Source organism: Segatella copri, from assembly GCF_015074785.1.
Lineage (GTDB): Bacteria > Bacteroidota > Bacteroidia > Bacteroidales > Bacteroidaceae > Prevotella.
On record NZ_CP042464.1, the window covers coordinates 3,499,773 to 3,518,825 of the forward strand.

Genomic DNA, 19,053 nt, shown 5'->3' on the forward strand with positions numbered 1-19,053 from the left:
AAGTTACGTCCGGACGTAGTAAAAGATACGTCGTGACGTAATTTCAGTGCGGGAATTCAATGGCAAAAAGTATATAAATAAATCCCAGAATCGCTCTTCCAAGCGGTTCTGGGATTTATTATGTCTGATAGTTTGTTTACCATTTAAAGAGGTGAGGAACAAATTCCTTGAAGCAGCGGCGCCAGGTGAGCCACTCATGATGAGTGCCTGGTGATACATAAACATCGAGCTTGATGCCCAGCTCCTTCAACTGCTGTGCCATCTTCTCGGTACCGAAGTTCTCTTCCGAACCGCAGCCCATAAACATATAATGAATGTTCTTGTTGTATTTCTCTGCATCGGCAAAAACTCCATTGAAACAGGTCTTTACATCCACGCCAAAGAGTGCACCGCTAAAGGTGCCAAGGGCAGAGAACTTATCCATGTGAGGCAATACCGTGTTGAATGTCTGACAACCGCCCCATGACAATCCTGCCATCGCACGATGCTCGCGGTCGGTATAAGTGCGGAATGTCTTGTCAACCATCGGAATCAGATCCTTGATAATCACATCATAGAAAGAAGCTCCATAGTGGTTGCGCTCTTCATCTACATTCTTGCCTGGACGGGCAACGAAAGGCTTCTTTACATCGCCACTCTCCATGACCACAATCATAGGCTCAGCCTTGCCTTCTGCTATCAGGTTGTCCATGATGTGCTGCATCATTCCCTGCTTGCTCCAGCCCGTCTCGTCTTCGCCCATGCCATGCTGCAGATAGAGCACAGGATAGCGCTTGGTGGTGTTGGTTTCATATTCGGCAGGGGTGTAAACCATGGCGCGGCGGAACTGCTTCTGAGAGGCTGCATAGTAAGATACTGAGCGAACCTGACCGTGGGCTACGCCCTGCTGAGGACGATAGTAGTTGCCTTCTGCTCCTTCTGGTACTTCCAGACCGCCTGCTTCACGGCAGCAGCCGAAGTAGGTTTCGCTGGCAGGGTCAACAACCTGCACGCCATCTACATTCAGAAAATAGTAGTGGAATCCTACTACCAGCGGATCGCTCACGCCGTACCAGTCGCCATCCAAATCCTTTTTCATCTCATATTGCTTGCCGCAGATGTCGAAGATTACTTTCTTTGCCTCAGGAGCATGGAGCTTTACATAAGCTCTACGGTCCTTATCTACACGCGGATAGTTGCTGTCTGGAATGATTCCCTGCAGGGCGAGCATCATGTTTGCATAGCGCTTGCCCATGGTGCGGTAGCTTTCTGCGATGAAGTGTAGACCGTCGCCACGCTGTGGACAGCCCTTTGAAGAAATGACGTGGGCTGTAGGAATGGTCTTGGCAATATCATCAACGATGGCGATATGTGCCCAGCATTTTCCGCCCATATCCTTCTGTACGGTTTCGCCTACGAGCAGAGGTACGTCTTCTGCCTTCAGATTCAAATCTTTCAAGATGTCGTTATAAACAGTCTTTACTCGGTTAGACCAGTTGGCATCGCCGTTGTTGGTTTCGCCCTGATGCAGGAGAATGCCCTTGATAACACCCTGCTTCTTGGCTATTTTAGCCAGTTCTATCAGTCGGGCGTATGGATTTCCGTTGTACTGGGATGCAAAGTTCTTCATCCAGTCGGGTTGTTTCTTGAGATAAGCCTTATAGGTACGCTTATCGAAGAGGTCGATGCTGGCTCCGCCTACTGCCACGGTGATGGTTCCCACCTTGATGCTGTCTGGCAGGTTATCCACCATCTTTCTTCCGAAATAGTCAACAGGAGTCAGTCCTGTAGAGGGTCTTGCCTGTGGCGGCACAGCGGTGTGCCATTGTCCCTTCTTCCATCCCGCCTTTTTATCATCCACGGCATACATAGCCTGGAATCTCGGGTTCACGCCCGTTCGGTCGATGTCTTCGATAGCCGCATTTCCTTCCATGTTCGACTGTCCGAAGCAGAGATAAATCTGAAAATTAGGATCAGGCTTTTCCTGAACCTTACTGCCCGTTTTCTGTGCCATCATAGGTAGGCACGCCATCGCGAGCATCGATGCTAAGATTGATAATCTATTCATAGTTTATATTTAATTAAATTATTAGATTGATTTTCATCTTCTGTTCTGTTTGCAAAGTTATGAAAAGATTTCCATACGTGCTTTGTCTCATATATCAATAACTTTTCCCTTTGTTATATAATAAGGTGATTCTTTTGTCTCAGGTTTCAGAATATGTTTCATTTTGTTTCTTTTGGGGTAGATGTTATTTGTGATAAAGTATTTGTTACTTGAGATAAAATGCGTTTTAATGTTTTTATCTATTTTTGCGACGTGTTTCAGCATCCTTAATGAAATTTTAGAGAATTTAGGATGTATATATAATAATGTAATATTAACAATAGTTCGTTAAAATTTGAGATAATGGCTAAGCAGCTTTACGTTGCCAGCCAAAGAGTTCTTTGATAGTATGACTAATTAACTTTCGGTTCGGTATTCTCCGACACTTGTTGAAAATTAATTTAGCGATGTATGTGCTTGCCATAATCTCCTTGAAAGAAGCCATGGAATACGGCAATTCATTTTCCTTCATCATCACTTTCGCAACATTCTGTGATGCGAATGATGCATTATAGGAAAAGTCCAACTGGTTCTTGTGTCTTGCTTGGCAATGCGTAAGACCAGTATATTGCTTTGCATCGCGAAAACAAAACTCTATTTGGAATCTTGAGCGGTATGTGCGCAACACTTCCTCACCCGACATGGATGTCTTTGTTGAGAAGAAAAGCTTGTGTTTTCCGTTCGGCATAACCCAAATGACAAGGCGCACTTTCTGCTTCAATGCCTTTGAATAGGCTATGAGTGTGTAGGCTGTGCCTTCAAGTCCTTCAATATGCAACTCTGCCATACGTGTGAGGTCAAGTTTCTTGTAGTTGATTTTTCCGTCAAGTGTCTTGGGACGTCCAGGCTTATTGGAACGAGGTCCCGTATACACATAATATAGGCTCGCAGTATCCCTGAAGCGGCTGACAAGATGGAAACCGCACTCTTTGATTCCGTCCACAAACGGACGGATAGAGAAGAAAGCGTCAGCGACAACAATATCGGTGACCTTCAACAAATCCTTCTTATAACGCTTGATGACCGCTATGTAATGTTGCACGAGAGTCATGTTACGCATTTTCAATTCTCCAGTAGATGGAGTCTGATGGGCGCGCAGCATCATGCAACTGTTGGCATGGACATCGACAAGTGCAAGCCCCATGATTTCAAGCCCATGCTTCATGGAACTTGCACAACCGGACCAGAAAGTACCGATATGCGGAGTCTTCTTACCCGACTTGCTGATGTAGCTCGGATCGATGGCTATAGCCAATAGACCATCCATATTCAAGTAACGTCGGCATAGGGCAAGGTTGAACTTCACCCAGTCTATGCATTTAGCACGACCACGGTTGAAGTTCGTTCTGTAGGTCTGCTCACAATGGGTGCCGTAACGCTCCATTTGAGTGAAATTTATCTTTCTTTGTATCGTCATGTACAATAAAAGTATTTCCAAGAGTAGACTCTCGAAAGTTTTGCTTAACTTTGCAGATGAACTTTTGATAGCATCTCTGCATATTTCCGTATATTGGTTGAGTGGTTCTGATGTCATATAACTTTGAGCTTAGAGAACTATAAAGTTACTGATAATCAGCCACTTAACCAAATTTTATTAGTTATATTACGTTAATTAACTCTCTCATTTTCAATCGATTACATAAGAATTAACAGAGTATTGATATTAAACAACTGACTAGTAAAGTAAAACTATTAATCTATTTTTAAGATGAAGAATTTAAAAATGATTGAAAAGCCGTTTGTTTTGCTATTCCTGCTCTGTTTGCTTCCTTTGGGAGTTTCGGCTCAGAGCATAGTGAAAGGTATAGTGACTGATCCAAGTGGAGAACCTGTGATTGGTGCTACTGTTAAAGTAGATGGTAGCAAACTGGGTGTTGTTACCGACTTGGATGGTAAGTTTAGCGTTGATGCTGCACCTAATGCAACATTGACAATTACCTATGTGGGTATGGAGCCTAAGACCGTGAAAGCTGAGGCTGGTAAAACCCTTTCCATTACCTTGAAGGATGATTCAAAAGTTCTTAATGATGTCGTTGTCATCGGTTATGGCGTTCAGAAGAAGAGCGACCTGACAGGTGCAGTTGCATCTATCAAGAGCGATGACATCAAGGGTTTGTCAGCTACCGATGCCGGTGCTGCCCTCCAGGGTAAGGCTGCCGGTGTGCAGATTATCAACTCGGGTGGTCCGGGTGAGGCTGCCGATATCCGTATCCGTGGTTATTCTTCCAATAGTGGTAATATCGGTCCGTTGCTCATTGTCGATGGTCTGAAGGTGGATAATATCCAGTACCTGGATCCATCTATGATTGAAAGCATGGAGGTATTGAAGGATGCCGCTTCTGCTGCCATCTATGGTGCGCAGGCGGGTAATGGTGTCGTTATCATTACTACCAAGACGGGTGCTGCCAATGGCGGTAAGGCTCAGATTTCTTACAGCAGCAAGTTCACTATCCAGTCGTTGGGAAAGAGGGCTGATATCTTTGATGCTCCTGAGTATATAGAGTATCACAAGTATTTGGGCGACTTGAACGATGATCTTCTGAAGAAGAACAACTATAATGGTCAGAACACCAACTGGTATGACGAGGTGTTTGAGAACAGTCTGGCTCACCAGCATAGTCTCACCTTGCAGGCAAGTAACGGTAAGGGACGTTTCCTCGCCAGCTTGAATATCCTGAACAATGATGGTATCGTTAAAGGTAGCAAGGATACTTATAAGCGTTTCACTGGTCAGATCAATGCCGACTATGATATCTATAAGTGGTTGAACGTGACTACTAATACATCTTTTGAAAAGTGGAAGACCAAAGGTGTGACCAAGGGTTATGGTTCATTGCTGAACTCTGTGGTTTCTATCGATCCTTTGACTCCAGCTTATATCAGTAATGTGGAGGATTTGGCTCCTGGCATGAAGGCAAAGGTAGAAGCCGGTGGCCCAGTTCCAAGAGATCCAAGCCATAACAATGACTACTATGGTACTTCTAAATATGTAGAAGATGCTACTGGTAACCCTCTCTATCAGCGCGACCGTCATGACACATGGAATTCTGGTATCAATGTACGTGGTACCGTTGCTGCCAATATCAAGCCATTCAAGGGCTTTACATTTACTTCTCGCTTAGGTTATCGTATCACTCAGAGTAACTATCATAACTACGAGACTCCATATTGGTTAACATCTATGGCACATAGTGAAAACTATACCATTGAAGCGAATACCAATAATGGTTTGTACTATCAGTGGGAGAACTTTGCCAACTATTTGACAACAATCGGCAAGCACACTATTGGTGCCATGGCAGGTATGTCGTTTACCAAGAATCATTGGGATAACAGTTCCATCAGTTCTACAGGAGGTAACATACTCACATCTTATGAGCCAAACTTCCATTACATCAACTACTTGTTGGCTGATGCAACCAAGAATGTAGGTAACGCTCCTTCAGATGCCACAGAGTTATCTTACTTTGGCCGTGTATCTTACAGCTATGACAACCGTTACTTCATGCAGGTTAACTTCCGTCGTGATGCTTTCGATACATCAAAACTTTCAAAGAAGGCACGTTGGGGTAACTTCCCATCAGTTTCAGCAGGATGGGCTATCAGCAATGAGAAGTTCTTCAAGGACAATATAAGCCGTGATGCCATTTCTTTCTTGAAACTTCGTGGTTCTTGGGGTCAGAATGGTAACGTCAATATCTTGAGCGATTATCGTTATGCTTCTACCATAGCTCTTAATCAGAGTTTCTATCAGTATAATCCTTCTATCGGAGATGGTAAGCTGACTTTAGGTTCTAAGCCTTCCGGACTTGCTAACCCAGACTTGAAGTGGGAAACTTCAGAGCAGGTTGACCTTGGACTTGATGCGCGATTCCTTAACGACCGTTTAACTTTGGGCTTAGACTGGTATCGTAAGACAACCAAGGACCTCTTGATTGAAATCGCTCCTATTCCAGAGATTGGTGTAAACAAGAGAGTTGTTAATACAGGTAAGGTACTTAACTCTGGTCTTGATTTCGAGTTGGGTTGGAGAGATCACATCAAGGACTTTAAGTATAGTGTGACCGTAAATGGTTCAACTCTGAAGAATGAGGTGAAGGAGGTTTCTAACCTTGTAAGCCGTTTGACCGAAGTAGGTATCGATGGATTCAATAACCAGCTTAAGCCTACATTCGAGGCTGGCCATCAGGTATGGTATTTCCGTGGTTACAAGTATGCAGGTGTAGCCGAAGATGGTAGCGCTCTCTATTATAATAAGAATGGCGAAACAACTTCAGCTCCAACCGATGAAGATAAGCAGGATTTGGGCTCAGGTATTCCTAAGTTTACTTATGGTATTACTCTTAATGCAGAATATAAGGGCTTTGACCTTACCGTATTTGGAACAGGCTCTGCTGGCAACAAGATTTACAACTTGATGGTTTCTGCTGACCGTCCGTTGATCAATGGAATTGATACCTACTGGAAGGATTCTTGGAGAGCAGACCGCACCAATGCTAAATATCCTGATATGAAAAAGGTTGCTACAGACTGGAAGTTCTTCAGTTCTGATGCAGCTGTGTTCAGTGGCTCGTATTTCAAGATCAAGCAGATTCAGTTGGGCTATACATTGCCAAAGGCTATCTCTAGCGTGGCAGGTATCAGCAATCTTCGTGTATATTGCTCACTGGATGATTTCTTCACCATTACCAAGTATCCTGGCGCAGACCCAGAGACCGCTTCTATGAATAGTGGTGCCTCTCGTGGTTTTGATAATGGTACTTATCCAACTTCCAAGAAGGTGGTATTTGGTATCAATGTAACATTCTAACCTTTAATATTCAAAAACAATGAAGAAAATATTATTTTCAACAATATTGACTCTTGCTGCCACAGGAACAATGACGCTCACTACATCTTGTGAGGATCAGCTTGACATTGAGCAGAAGGGTGTAATACTTACCGAGAACTTCTATAAGACCGATGCTGATGCAGAGGCGGCCCTCGTTGCTGCATACGAAAGCTTTATGTGTAATGTGATGGGACGTAACCACGATGGTGGTGGCCCAGGTATTTATACTCCATTGAAACTGATAGTCAATGAGTGTGGAGACGATGTGTTGGCAGCAGGTGCCAACTCTGGTGATAATACGTTTGGTATCATGCTCAATCAGTTCTATTATGATGCTGAGGCTGAGGTGCCAAAGTTTATGTACACAGGACTCTATCACTCTGTATATGACTGTAACCTTGTACTCGATCACTTTGCCAAGGGTACTACCGCTGTGCAGAAACGTTGCGCCGCAGAGGCTCGTGTGCTTCGTGCTTATGATTATTTCCTGTTGGCTAATCTCTGGGGTACTCCACCATTGGTAACTAAAGCTCTGGATCCTACTGCACAGCCTTTTAATTGTGATAAGGATCCTGAGCATCCTATGAATCACCAACAGTTGATAGAGTGGATTGCGCAGGAATGTGAGAATGCTGCCAATGATTTGGATGAGCGTAAAAGTAAGGATGACAAGGATGGAGCAGTGAAGGTAACCAAGGGCTTTGCATGGGCTCTTGCCGGAAAGGCTTACCTCTTCGCCGGTAAATATGAAGAGGCTAAAACTGCCCTTAAAAAGGTTATAGACTCGGAGAAGTATGATCTTGTTCCTGGTGAGAAATATGCCGACAACTTCCATATCGAGGGTGATGCCAACGAGGAGAAGGTATTTGAAGTCAACTTCGAGTATAATACAGGTAAGTCCAATTGGGGTGGTATGATTCAGCGTTCTAGCTGGATGGAGACCAACTATTGGGATTGGCGTGCTGATCACTTTGTGGTTTCTCCTAACAAGGTTTATTGTGGCGGCGTTGATGGCTGGGGTGGCCTTGGCGTGCCTCAGTGGTTTGGTGACGAGTTCTATAAAAATGATGGTGATCACTCTTATCGCTTGAATGCTACTTTAAAGCATATTGATGATGCGGTTTATCATATGCCTTACGGCAAGAAAGAAATCGATAATATGACTGACGAGCAGAAGAAAACCAGTGACAAGATTGGCATCAATGACCCTGTTCAGGGACTCTACGGCAACTCTACCTGGTTGGCGTTCAAGCAAATAATGAGAGCTCCTGATACTCAAGGTAAGAAATATGGTGATAACATTCGCTTGAATAATTATCTTGTCATGCGTTACGCTGAGGTTTTGCTCAATTATGCAGAGGCTTGTATTCAGACAGGCGATCTGGATGAAGCTAAGATATATATCAATAAGATTCAGGAGCGCGCCGGTTCAAAGACAGTCAGTGAAACTGTTGATATGGATGTGTTGATGAAAGAAAAGTCATATGAACTTTGGCTTGAAGGCTGTCGTTGGTTCGATATCATGCGATGGAATGATACAAAGGCCAAAGAGCGTTTGACTAAGGCTGGTACAGTCGTGCCACATTTGTTTGATAAGGTTTTCAGAGCTCCAAAGGCAGACGACCAGGATGTAACTTGGGAGCATGGATCAGAAGCAAACAGCCGTTTCTATACGACCAACACTCCTGAGACTAATTTCAAGGTAGGTTTCAAGGAGGGCAAGCATGAGTTCTTCCCTTATCCACAGACCGTGTTGGATAAGAACCCTAACCTGAAGCAGAATCCTGGTTGGTAATCATGAAGTTGTTTTGTTAATATAGTGTTTTTAGTTTAAAGAACTATAGATTGTTTGACAATTAGGGGGTGTTTTGAAAAAAAGCACTCCCTTTTTTTCTTCTTTAAAGGAATTTATGTATGAAAACATGGATGTGTGCCTTGATGCTGGCGTTATCGACAGGAGCTTCGGCTCAGAACCCGATTATCAGCGGACAGTATTCTGCTGATCCTACGGCTCGCGTGTTCAATGGGAAGATGTATCTTTATCCTTCTCATGACATTCCGAGTCCTATCGAGAAACTGAAGGAATGGTTCTGCATGGCAGATTATCACGTTTTCTCTTCTGCCAATCTTACAGAATGGCAGGATCATGGAGTCATCGTTTCGCAGGACAAAGTACCTTGGGTACAGGACGGCAGTTATACGATGTGGGCTCCTGACTGTGTGGAGAAAGATGGGAAATATTATTTCTATTTCCCTGCCGCTCCGAAAGGGGAGGAGAAGGGATTCGGAATAGGTGTTGCGGTTGCCGACCAGCCTGAAGGACCGTTTATGCCGATGTGGAAACCCATAGAGGGTGTGCACGGCATAGATCCTTGTGTGCTGATAGATAAGGACGGACAGGCTTATATCTACTGGGCGGGAGCAGGATTGCACATGGCTAAGCTGAAACCAAACATGACGGAACTTGCCTCGGAACCCAAACTGGTAGAGGGATTGCCTGAAGGATTCAAGGAAGGACCATTTGCCTTCGAGCGTAACGGCAAATATTATTTCACCTTCCCTTGGGTACGTGAAAAGAATGGAACCGAAACGCTGGCTTATGCCATGGCTGACCATCCGATGGGACCTTTCACATTCAAGGGCATCATCATGGATGAGTCGCCTACGAAGTGCTGGACCAATCATCATAGCATCGTGGAATATCAGGGACAGTGGTATCTCTTCTATCATCATAATGATTATTCGCCTAAGTTCGACAAGAACCGCTCGGTGCGAATCGACTCTCTGAACTTCAATCCCGACGGAACGATACAGAAGGTGATACCTACGCTAAGAGGTGTGGGATTGACGAAGGCACGTTCGCATATTCAGATTGACCGTTATTCTGCGCTGCAAGGCAAGGGTATTGGTATTGAATATCTGGATAAGAACAACTGCTTTGCCGGCTGGAAGACTCTCTTCTCTAAATCGAATACTGCCCTTATATATAATAAGGTGGATTTCGGTAATGAGAAGGTGGAAGAAATCACCGTTCGTGCCAAGTCTTCAAAGGGCGGTGTGCTCGTAGTCAGAGCCGATGGCAAGAAGGGTAATATCATCGCTAAGGTGAAGATTCCGAAGTCGGCTGGCTGGAAGAATATCCGTGCCCAGGTGCTTCATGCTCCTCAGGGCGTTCATGATCTCCATGTATCCTTGCAGAGTGGAGCCGATGTTGAGGTAGACTGGCTGGGCTTCGATGCGTTGCCTTGGGAAAAGGGTGCTTTCGAAACTCACCAGTATCGCAATCTCTTTGCCGAGATGGGCTATAAGCAGGCTGATATTGACAGGAAGGTGAACGAAGTGTTCAATGATGTATTCTACGGTAAGAACAAGGTCTATTTCGAGGTGGGCGATTCCATGGGATATGTCAGCGATATAAAGAACAATGATGTGAGAACCGAAGGCATGTCGTATGGAATGATGGCTGCCGTGCAGTTTGACAAGAAGGACATCTTCGACCGCCTCTGGCGATGGAGCAAGAAATACATGCAGCATCAGGAAGGACCTTATAAGGGCTATTTCGCATGGAGCTGCAAGACTGATGGAACGAGAAATGCGCAGGGAGCCGCATCGGATGGTGAACTCTATTTCGTAACTTCGCTCATCTTTGCATCCAACCGATGGGGCAATGATACAGGCATCAACTATCTGAAGGAAGCGCAGCATATTCTGGATTGCAGCATGCTGAAGGCGGGAATGGACCGCACAGCTCCGCTCATCAATCTTGAACATCAGCTCATCACCTTTACGCCCGATCATTGGGGCGGGAAGTTTACCGACCCTTCTTACCATCTCCCTGCCTTTTACGAGGTTTGGGCTAAATGGGCTAACGACGGACGTTCCCAGTTCTGGAAGGAGTGTGCTGAGAAAAGCCGTGAGTTCCTGCATAAGTGTATCAATGAGAAGACGGGCTTGAACCCGGACTATTGCAACTATGATGGCAGTCTGATGAAGACCGGTCAGTTGCTGGGTGATGCTTTCCGTTATGACTCATGGCGAGTGCCAATGAACATAGCGCTCGATTATTCCTGGGCTTGCAAGGATAAGGAGTGGCAGCAGAAATATGCCAATACGCTGCAGAACTTCCTGTATAGTAAGGGCATTGATTCTTTCCTGGACCAGTATAATGTAGATGGCACAATGGTAGAAGATATTCTGCCGGCAGGTACGGCTCCTAAGGCACTCCGCCATTCCATCGGTTTTGTTGCCACTTCGGCTGCGGCTTCATTGGTCAGCAATCATGTGAAGGGTAGGGAATTCGTCAGTCATTTCTGGAATGCCAAGCATGAGCCAGACAAAGAAGGCTTCTTCGATGGCTACTACGACGGACTGTTGCGTCTCTTCGCCTTCATGCATCTGAGTGGCCGTTATCAGATTATCGAACCTCAATAATAATGAATAGTCTATGTACAACATTTTCAATAAAATAGTTAGATTGTTTTGTTTATGTGTATTCCTTTTTGGGCATTCCACTGCGGATGCCCAAAATAGGAATTTACCTGCAGACATCAATCCTTATTTCGGACCAGTCGGCAAGCAGGCTGTCATGCCTAATGCGGCTGGCTTTATTCAGAGATGGTTGCTCCTGGAGTCAATCTCTATGCCGGTCAAGAGCAATGTCGTTTTTACTGATTCTTATCTGAAGGAGATATTCCATACGCAGTATTTCCCTAACCAGATGGAAACAGTTCCTAAGGATGGAGCCGTCGTGAAGGTGGGCAAGGAAAAACTGAAATGGCATGCGCTGGACAGTAAACTGTTTAATGTGAAGCTCTTCCGTTTCGCTACTTCATTTAAGAAACCCAAGTATGGTGTCTTGTTCTGGGCGGTTACCATTATCGATTGCCCTGAGGAGATGAAAGACGTCCGCTTGTCTGTTGGCTCGAATGGTGCTTCCATGTGGTGGCTCAATGGTGAGGAGGCGGTGATGCTCGAAGGCGACCGAAGAATGGTTCGCGATGATGTGGTTTCTAAGAAGCTTACCTTGAAGAAAGGTAGGAATATTCTTCGTGGTGCAGTAATCAATGGTCCTGGTATGAGTGACTTCTGTGTCCGATTCATCGACGGACAGGGCAAGCCTGTCAGAAACCTGTCTATTCACGTGAAGTAGTGCAATCAATAAAGAAAGTTATGAAACAGAACAATATATTTTTCAGATATTTTAGCCCGGTTGCTGCTCAGCAGAAACTTTATGCCGCTGCTTTGGTTGCCTTGTTGTCTTCCTCTGCTTACGAGGCAGAAGCCCAGGTGGGCGAACCTTTCATTCATGATCCTTCTACCATTGCCCTGTGTGATGGAAAGTATTATACCTTTGGAACGGGTGAAGGTGGAATCTGGTCGGAGGATGGCTGGACCTGGCAGGGTGGTGCTGTTCGTCCCGGCAGAGGAGCGGCTCCTGATGTGTTGAAGATTGGCGACCGTTATCTTGTAGCCTACAGTGCTACGGGTGGTGGATTGGGAGGCAGTCATCGCGGTGATGTCCTGACGATGTGGAACAAAACGCTCGATCCGAAATCGCCTGATTTCAAATATACTGAACCGGTGGTGGTTGCTTCATCCTTAGATGATGAAGACTGTGATGCCATTGATGCGGGCTTGTTGCTCGACCCTACTACCGGCAGACTCTGGCTCAGCTATGGTACCTATTTCGGATTTATCCGTCTGGTAGAACTTGATCCGAAGACAGGTAAGCGGATGGAAGGCAACGAACCCGTCAATATCGCCATCGACTGTGAAGCTACTGATTTGATTTACCGCAACGGCTGGTATTATCTTCTCGGCACTCATGGCACCTGTTGCGATGGTCCTAATTCTACCTACAATATCGTGGTGGGACGTTCGCGAAAGATAACCGGTCCATACGTAGATAATGTGGGCAGAGAGATGTTGCAGGGCGGTGGAAAGATGGTGATTGCTGCCAACAATCTGAAGACGGGCCCCGGTCACTTCGGACGCTATATTGAGGAAGAGGGTGTAGAAAAAATGTCGTTCCACTATGAGTCTGATTTCAGACAGGGAGGACGAAGCGTGTTGGCTATCCGTCCTTTGTTGTGGAAGAACGACTGGCCTGTGGCTGGCGAAGAATTTCATGCCGGAACTTACGAGATAGAATCGGAACGAAGAGGCTATGCCCTGGAGATTGCCGTAGATTTCGTGAGAATGCAGCGGGATATCGAACCTTTCTGGATTAAGCCAACCAAGCCTCTGAAGAATATCGAGCCTCAGACCTTGAAGGAGGTAGAGGCAGAATGGCCTAAGGGCGAGGTGAAGGTAAGAATGAACGATTATATGTTCCGTCCTCATCAGAAGTGGAGTATCATGCCTGCCGGAAAGGGTGGTTATCTGGGTGGTCCTTATTATAAAATCTGCATAGAAGGCACTACTCGCTATCTTACCGCAACCGCTCAGCATGATGTCATCGCCAAACCTGAGTTTACGGGTGAAGATGCCCAGCTTTGGCGCATCGAACAGCTCACCGATGGCACCTATCGCATCATGCCTAAGGCAGTGCCAGGCACTGAAGAGAAACTGGCATTGGTTTCACTCGGCGACTGTACCCCAGGCTTGGCTCCCTTCGATTTCAACAGCGATAATTCTAAATGGAATTTCAGACAACAATAAATTCATGATGATTTGACAATCGAGAAGCGTCCCAATCATAAACCCTCTAATAAAATAAACAGAAGTATGCTAAAGAATTTATCTTTCATTGCCCTTTTGGGCATCGCTGTCGTTGGTGTTCCAAGTGAACTCAGCGCCAAGAGCGTAAAGGTGGCAGGTACCCAGAAAGGTACGGCTGCCAAGTCTATCACCCGTCAGGTGGCTCAGCAGAATGTAACCATCGAATTCTATTCTCCATCCATCGTCCGCATCTTGAAATCTGATGCCGGACTTGGTGCTCCTGTTCAGAAGAAAAGCTATTCTGTCATCTTGAAACCTCAGCAGATGAAGGGCGTTCAAATACAGAAAAACGGAGATATTGTAAATGTTAAATCTAAATTCATTTGCGTCGAACTGAACCAGCAGACTGGCGAAATCCGCTTCCTTTCGAAGGATGGAAAGTTGCTGCTTACCGATACGAAGACCCGTCTGGAAGCTCGCAAGGATGAGGCCAACAAGGGCAAGTACCGCATTGAGCAGAACTTCCGTCTTGCCGACGACGAGGCCATCTATGGTCTGGGACAGCTGCGTGATGTTTATATGAATCAGCGTGGCCGCCAGAATATCGTACTCTGGAACAATAATACTTATATCGCCATCCCTTATTTCACCAGTGAGAAGGGCTATGGTCTTTACTGGGACAATGCAGGAAAAACCTATTTCAATGATATCGTAGCATCCAAGGATAATGGCAACCAGCCATCATGCACTTCCTTTACCAGCGAAGTGGGAACCTGCGCCGACTACTATTTCATGTATAAGGATGGTACGCAAGATGGAGTCATCGCCAGCATCCGTGAACTCACCGGACAGGCTACAATGTTCCCGAAATGGGCGATGGGCTTCTGGCAATGCCGCGAGCGCTATAAGACCAGCGATGAACTGGCTGGCGTGTTGGACAAGTATCGCGAACTGAAGATTCCTACTGATGCCATCGTGCAGGACTGGCAGTATTGGGGATGCGACTCCAACTGGAATGCGATGAAGTTCCAGAACCCATACTATATAAATAAGGTGGGCGACCCAGCCTATGCCAAGTATCTTCCTACCGATATGAAGCAGATGAAGGCTCAGGGAGAACCCCGCCTGAAGAGTCCGGAAGAGATGGTGAAGTATGTTCACAAGAACGATGCCCATCTGATGATTTCCATCTGGGCAAGTTTCGGTCCTTGGACAGAGCAGTATCGTGAACTGAAGAAGATGAATGCCCTCCTTCCTTTTGAAACGTGGCCAAGAAACAGTGGCGTGATGCCATACGATGTCTTCAATCCGAAGGCTCGCAACCTCTACTGGAAGTATCTTACCCACCTCTACCAGATGGGCTTCGATGCCTGGTGGACCGATTCTACGGAGCCAGACCATTTTGAGAAGCCGGGCGATGAGAACTATCAGACCTTCGATGGTTCATGGTTGGGCGTGAAGAACGCCTTCCCATTGTTACACAACAAGAGCATCTACGAGCATCAGAGAGCGATGAAGGGCAACACAAAGCGTTCGCTCCAGATGACCCGAAGCGGCAGTCTCGGTATTCAGCATTATGGCACCATCTGCTGGAGCGGTGATGTGCTGGCTTCCTGGAACGAGATGAAGAATCAGATTCCATCGGGCTTGAACTTCTCGCTCTGCGGTATCCCATTCTGGAACACCGACCTGGGAGGCTTCTTCTACTGGGAGTTTGAACAGAATCCAAAGAATCCTGCCATTCAGGAACTGCAGACCCGCTGGATGCAGTGGGGAACCTTCATGCCATTGATGCGCAACCACTGTTCTTCGCCGATGGTAAGCGAACTGTATGAATTCGGAAAGCAGGGCGACTGGGCTTATGATGCTATGATTAAGGCCATCAAGCTGCGCTATCGCCTTTTGCCTTATATCTACAGTACGGCTGGCGACTGTGTACAGAATAGCGGAAGCATGATGCGTGCCCTGGTAATGGATTATGCGGCAGACAAGAAGGCTTCCCGTCTGAACGATGAGTATCTCTTCGGCCGCAACATCCTGGTGAAGCCGGTAACCGATCCTTTATACACCTGGAAGGATAAGGAGAAGAAGGGCCATACCATCTATCCTGATGTAAGGAAGGCAGCTGCGCCTGTGAATGTTTACTTGCCAAAGGGTAATAAATGGTATGATTTCTGGAGCAACACCCAGTATGAGGGCGGTCAGGATATCCAGCGCCTTTGTCCTATCGACATCATGCCTGTGTTCATCAAGGCTGGTACCATCCTGCCATTCGGTCCTGAAGTGCAGTATAGTTCAGAGAAGCCTTGGGATGAGCTGGAAATTCGTGTCTATCCTGGTGCTGATGGTAAATTTACGCTCTATGAGGATGAGGGCGACAACTACAACTATGAGAAGGGTAAATTCTCGGAAATCCAGTTTGTTTGGAATGAAGCTGGCAGAACCCTAAGCATCGCTCCACGCAAGGGTAGCTATAAGGGAATGCTCCAGCATCGCAGATTCCATATCGTATTGGTGGATGCCAATAGTGGAGCGGGCGATCAGCCTATGCAGGCAAGCAAGAGTGTGGAATATGACGGAAAGGCTGTAAAGATACAGCTGTAAGTGTTATATCATATAAAGTATTTGATACTTGTGATAAAGTAGAATTCTGCTTTTTTGCTTACTTTTGCAGCACAAATAACAATTTAATATACTAATAGCTTATAATTACAATGAACAAGAAAGTTATATACGCTGCTTTGATGTTTGTGGTAACTATGTCTTCCGGCAATGCCTCAGCTCAGCAGTTGCCTTATCAGAATCCAGCCCTCTCGGCTCATGAGAGAGCGGTAGATTTATGTGGTCGTCTCACTTTGGAAGAGAAAGCTTCTCTGATGCTGGATGATTCGCCGGCTATCCCACGATTGGGAATCAAGAGATTCCAGTGGTGGAGCGAGGCGCTGCATGGTGTGGCGAACATGGGAGATGTAACCGTCTTTCCGGAACCTATCGGAATGGCAGCTTCGTTTAACGACAGAATGGTGTATAGAGTCTTTGATGCAACATCTGATGAGATGCGTGCCAAATGGAATGAACTGCAGCAGAAGGGAGGAGATGTAACCCGTTTCCATGCTTTATCTGTCTGGACTCCAAACGTGAATATCTTCCGTGATCCTCGCTGGGGACGTGGACAGGAAACCTATGGCGAGGATCCTTATCTTACCAGTAGGATGGGATGTGCCGTGGTGCGCGGATTGCAGGGACCTGAAGATACGAAATACCGCAAACTCTGGGCTTGTGCCAAGCACTATGCAATTCATAGCGGACCGGAATGGGCTCGCCATACAGACAATATTACCGATGTTACACCGCGCGACCTTTGGGAAACTTATATGCCTGCCTTCAAATCACTGGTGCAGGATGCCAAGGTGCGCGAGGTGATGTGTGCCTATCAGCGTTGGGATGATGAACCATGCTGCGGCAACACCCGCCTTTTGCAGCAGATTCTCAGGAATGAGTGGGGATTCAAGTACCTGGTAGTTTCCGACTGTGGCGCTGTTACTGATTTCTGGGAGAATCATAAGGTTTCGAGCAATGCCAGAAATGCAGCAGCTAAGGGTGTATTGGCTGGAACCGATGTAGAATGTGGATTTAATTATATATATAAATCGGTGCCTGAGGCTGTGAAGTATGGTGCCCTGACTGAAGAAGAAGTTGATAAGCATGTGATTCGTCTGCTCGAAGGTCGTTTCGACTTGGGTGAGATGGATGACAACAAGATAGTATCATGGTCGAAGATTCCTGTATCTGTGCTTTGCAGCAAGGCGCATCGCCAGCTCTCGCTCGATATGGCTCTGCAGACCATGACGCTGCTCCAAAACAAGAATGAGGTATTACCTCTCGATAAAAAGGTAAAGAAGATTGCTTTCATCGGACCAAATGTGGATAACGAACCGATGATGTGGGGAAACTATAATGGTACTCCACGACAGACAATTACCATTCTGGATGGTATCAAGAGTCGTTTGAAGAAAAACCAGGTCGTCACCTTTAAAGGGTGCGACCTGGTGAACGACCAGACTTTGGATTCTTACTTCGACCAGTGTAGCATGGATGGCAAGATAGGCTTTAAGGGCACTTTCTGGAACAATCGTGAAATGGAAGGTAAGCCTGTTACCATCACCCAGGAAAAGAATCCTGTGCAGGTAACTACCTATGGTCAGCATTCGTTTGCACCCAATGTGAAGTTGACGGGCTTTTCTGCCAAGTATGAAACCGTATTCCGTCCTAAGCAGAACGCCAAGGTATTGCTCGATGTGGCTGCCTGCGGTCATTATGAGGTTTATCTGAATGGTGAGAAAAAGTCTGAGAAGAGCGATTGGCGCACAGCAGAATCCCGCATCGAGTTTGAGGGCGAGAAAGGTAAGGAGTATCAGATAGAAATACGATATGCTGAGATGCCAACCTATAATGCCAATATGAAGATCAATATCGGTCATGAGAATCCTATCGACTATCAGGCTTCGCTCAAGCAGTTGAAGGATTGCGAGACAGTAGTCTTCGTAGGTGGCATCTCTCCACAGTTGGAAGGTGAGGAAATGCCTATCGAGATTTCTGGCTTCAAGGGCGGTGACCGCACCAACATCGAATTGCCTAAGGTTCAGCGCAATTTCCTGAAGGCTTTGAAGGAGGCGGGCAAAAAGGTTGTCTTTGTCAACTGTTCGGGTTCGGCTATCGCCTTGACTCCAGAGACAGAGAGTTGCGATGCTATTCTCCAGGCCTGGTATCCTGGTCAGGAAGGTGGTGAGGCTGTGGCTCGTGTGCTCTTTGGTGAGTACAATCCTGGCGGCAAGTTACCAATCACTTTCTATCGCAATTCCAATCAGTTGCCTGATTTCAAGGACTACAGTATGAAGGGCAGAACCTATCGTTATATGAACGATGCACTCTTCCCATTCGGATATGGTTTAAGCTACACTTCTTTCCGTATTGGCGATGCTACACTTTCCAACTCTATCCTGAAGAAGGGTGAGAAGATTACGCTGAAGGTGCCGGTAAGCAATGTAGGAAAGAAGGATGGAACCGAGGTGGTGCAGGTGTATGTGAAGGATCCTGCTGATACCGAAGGACCATTGAAGAGCTTGAAGGCTTTCGAGAGAGTGGAGGTGAAGGCAGGAAAGACTGCTGAGGCTGTCATTACGCTGGATAGCAGAAACTTCGAACTCTTCGATGCTGCCACCAATACCGTCCGTGCCAAGGCAGGAAAGTATGAGGTTTATTACGGCAGCAGTTCGGCTGATAAGGATTTGAAGAAACTGGATGTTTCTATTGAATATTAAGTAACTTGAGAAAATCATCAAGGAGCTGAGTAAATATGAAAAGAGGGTGTGTCTTGGACTTTTGGCACATCCTCTTCTTACTTGTTACATCATATAAACTCTTTGATAGACGTTGATAGAGTGATCAAATTCCCTTCAAGGTATTGGGTACACAG

Annotated in this window: 9 protein-coding genes; 7 read left to right on the forward strand and 2 right to left on the reverse strand. The window is 46.1% G+C overall.

All coding sequences use genetic code 11. The annotated features are described in order from the left end of the window. Positions 1 to 136: 136 nt before the first annotated feature. Both FO447_RS14445 and FO447_RS14450 read right to left on the reverse strand, forming a co-directional pair. Positions 137 to 2,011, reverse strand: coding sequence for a sialate O-acetylesterase (locus tag FO447_RS14445; RefSeq protein ID WP_437182725.1), 1,875 nt, complete (start codon positions 2,009 to 2,011; stop codon positions 137 to 139). Between the two features lie 382 nt (positions 2,012 to 2,393). Further along, entirely contained in the window at positions 2,394 to 3,620 is a 1,227-nt protein-coding gene (locus FO447_RS14450; protein ID WP_117664388.1) for a transposase, read from the reverse strand. Between the two features lie 174 nt (positions 3,621 to 3,794). On the opposite strand from FO447_RS14450, the gene FO447_RS14455 reads away from it, so the two are divergent. From FO447_RS14455 to xyl3A, 7 genes are all read left to right on the forward strand, one after another. After that, complete coding sequence (locus FO447_RS14455; protein ID WP_234699015.1) at positions 3,795 to 6,896, forward strand: SusC/RagA family TonB-linked outer membrane protein; 3,102 nt, start codon at positions 3,795 to 3,797, stop codon at positions 6,894 to 6,896. A gap of 19 nt (positions 6,897 to 6,915) precedes the next feature. Continuing rightward, positions 6,916 to 8,712, forward strand: a complete 1,797-nt coding sequence (locus tag FO447_RS14460; RefSeq protein ID WP_200756943.1) for a RagB/SusD family nutrient uptake outer membrane protein — start codon at positions 6,916 to 6,918, stop codon at positions 8,710 to 8,712. A gap of 119 nt (positions 8,713 to 8,831) precedes the next feature. Beyond that, complete coding sequence (locus tag FO447_RS14465; RefSeq protein WP_200756945.1) at positions 8,832 to 11,348, forward strand: glycosyl hydrolase family 8; 2,517 nt, start codon at positions 8,832 to 8,834, stop codon at positions 11,346 to 11,348. Between the two features lie 13 nt (positions 11,349 to 11,361). Then, on the forward strand, positions 11,362 to 12,066 hold the full coding sequence (locus FO447_RS14470; RefSeq protein WP_200756946.1) for an acetylxylan esterase: 705 nt from the start codon (positions 11,362 to 11,364) through the stop codon (positions 12,064 to 12,066). Positions 12,067 to 12,086: 20 nt separating this feature from the next. Then, entirely contained in the window at positions 12,087 to 13,577 is a 1,491-nt protein-coding gene (locus FO447_RS14475; protein ID WP_200756947.1) for a family 43 glycosylhydrolase, read from the forward strand. Between the two features lie 66 nt (positions 13,578 to 13,643). Then, positions 13,644 to 16,181, forward strand: coding sequence for a glycoside hydrolase family 31 protein (locus FO447_RS14480; RefSeq protein ID WP_200756948.1), 2,538 nt, complete (start codon positions 13,644 to 13,646; stop codon positions 16,179 to 16,181). 110 nt (positions 16,182 to 16,291) lie between these two features. Then, positions 16,292 to 18,898 carry a xylan 1,4-beta-xylosidase gene (gene xyl3A, locus FO447_RS14485; RefSeq protein WP_200756949.1) on the forward strand — a complete coding sequence of 869 codons (2,607 nt, stop codon included), beginning with the start codon at positions 16,292 to 16,294 and terminating at the stop codon, positions 18,896 to 18,898. Positions 18,899 to 19,053: the final 155 nt, after the last annotated feature.

What these genes read in the sequence shown, in the direction of transcription:
- xyl3A (WP_200756949.1), top strand. Translation starts at nt 16,292, where the DNA reads ATGAACAAGAAAGTTATATACGCTGCTTTGATGTTTGTGGTAACTATG.
- FO447_RS14480 (WP_200756948.1), top strand. Translation starts at nt 13,644, where the DNA reads ATGCTAAAGAATTTATCTTTCATTGCCCTTTTGGGCATCGCTGTCGTT.
- FO447_RS14450 (WP_117664388.1), bottom strand. Translation starts at nt 3,620, where the DNA reads ATGACATCAGAACCACTCAACCAATATACGGAAATATGCAGAGATGCT.
- FO447_RS14465 (WP_200756945.1), top strand. Translation starts at nt 8,832, where the DNA reads ATGAAAACATGGATGTGTGCCTTGATGCTGGCGTTATCGACAGGAGCT.
- FO447_RS14460 (WP_200756943.1), top strand. Translation starts at nt 6,916, where the DNA reads ATGAAGAAAATATTATTTTCAACAATATTGACTCTTGCTGCCACAGGA.
- FO447_RS14475 (WP_200756947.1), top strand. Translation starts at nt 12,087, where the DNA reads ATGAAACAGAACAATATATTTTTCAGATATTTTAGCCCGGTTGCTGCT.
- FO447_RS14445 (WP_437182725.1), bottom strand. Translation starts at nt 2,011, where the DNA reads ATGGCGTGCCTACCTATGATGGCACAGAAAACGGGCAGTAAGGTTCAG.
- FO447_RS14455 (WP_234699015.1), top strand. Translation starts at nt 3,795, where the DNA reads ATGAAGAATTTAAAAATGATTGAAAAGCCGTTTGTTTTGCTATTCCTG.
- FO447_RS14470 (WP_200756946.1), top strand. Translation starts at nt 11,362, where the DNA reads ATGTACAACATTTTCAATAAAATAGTTAGATTGTTTTGTTTATGTGTA.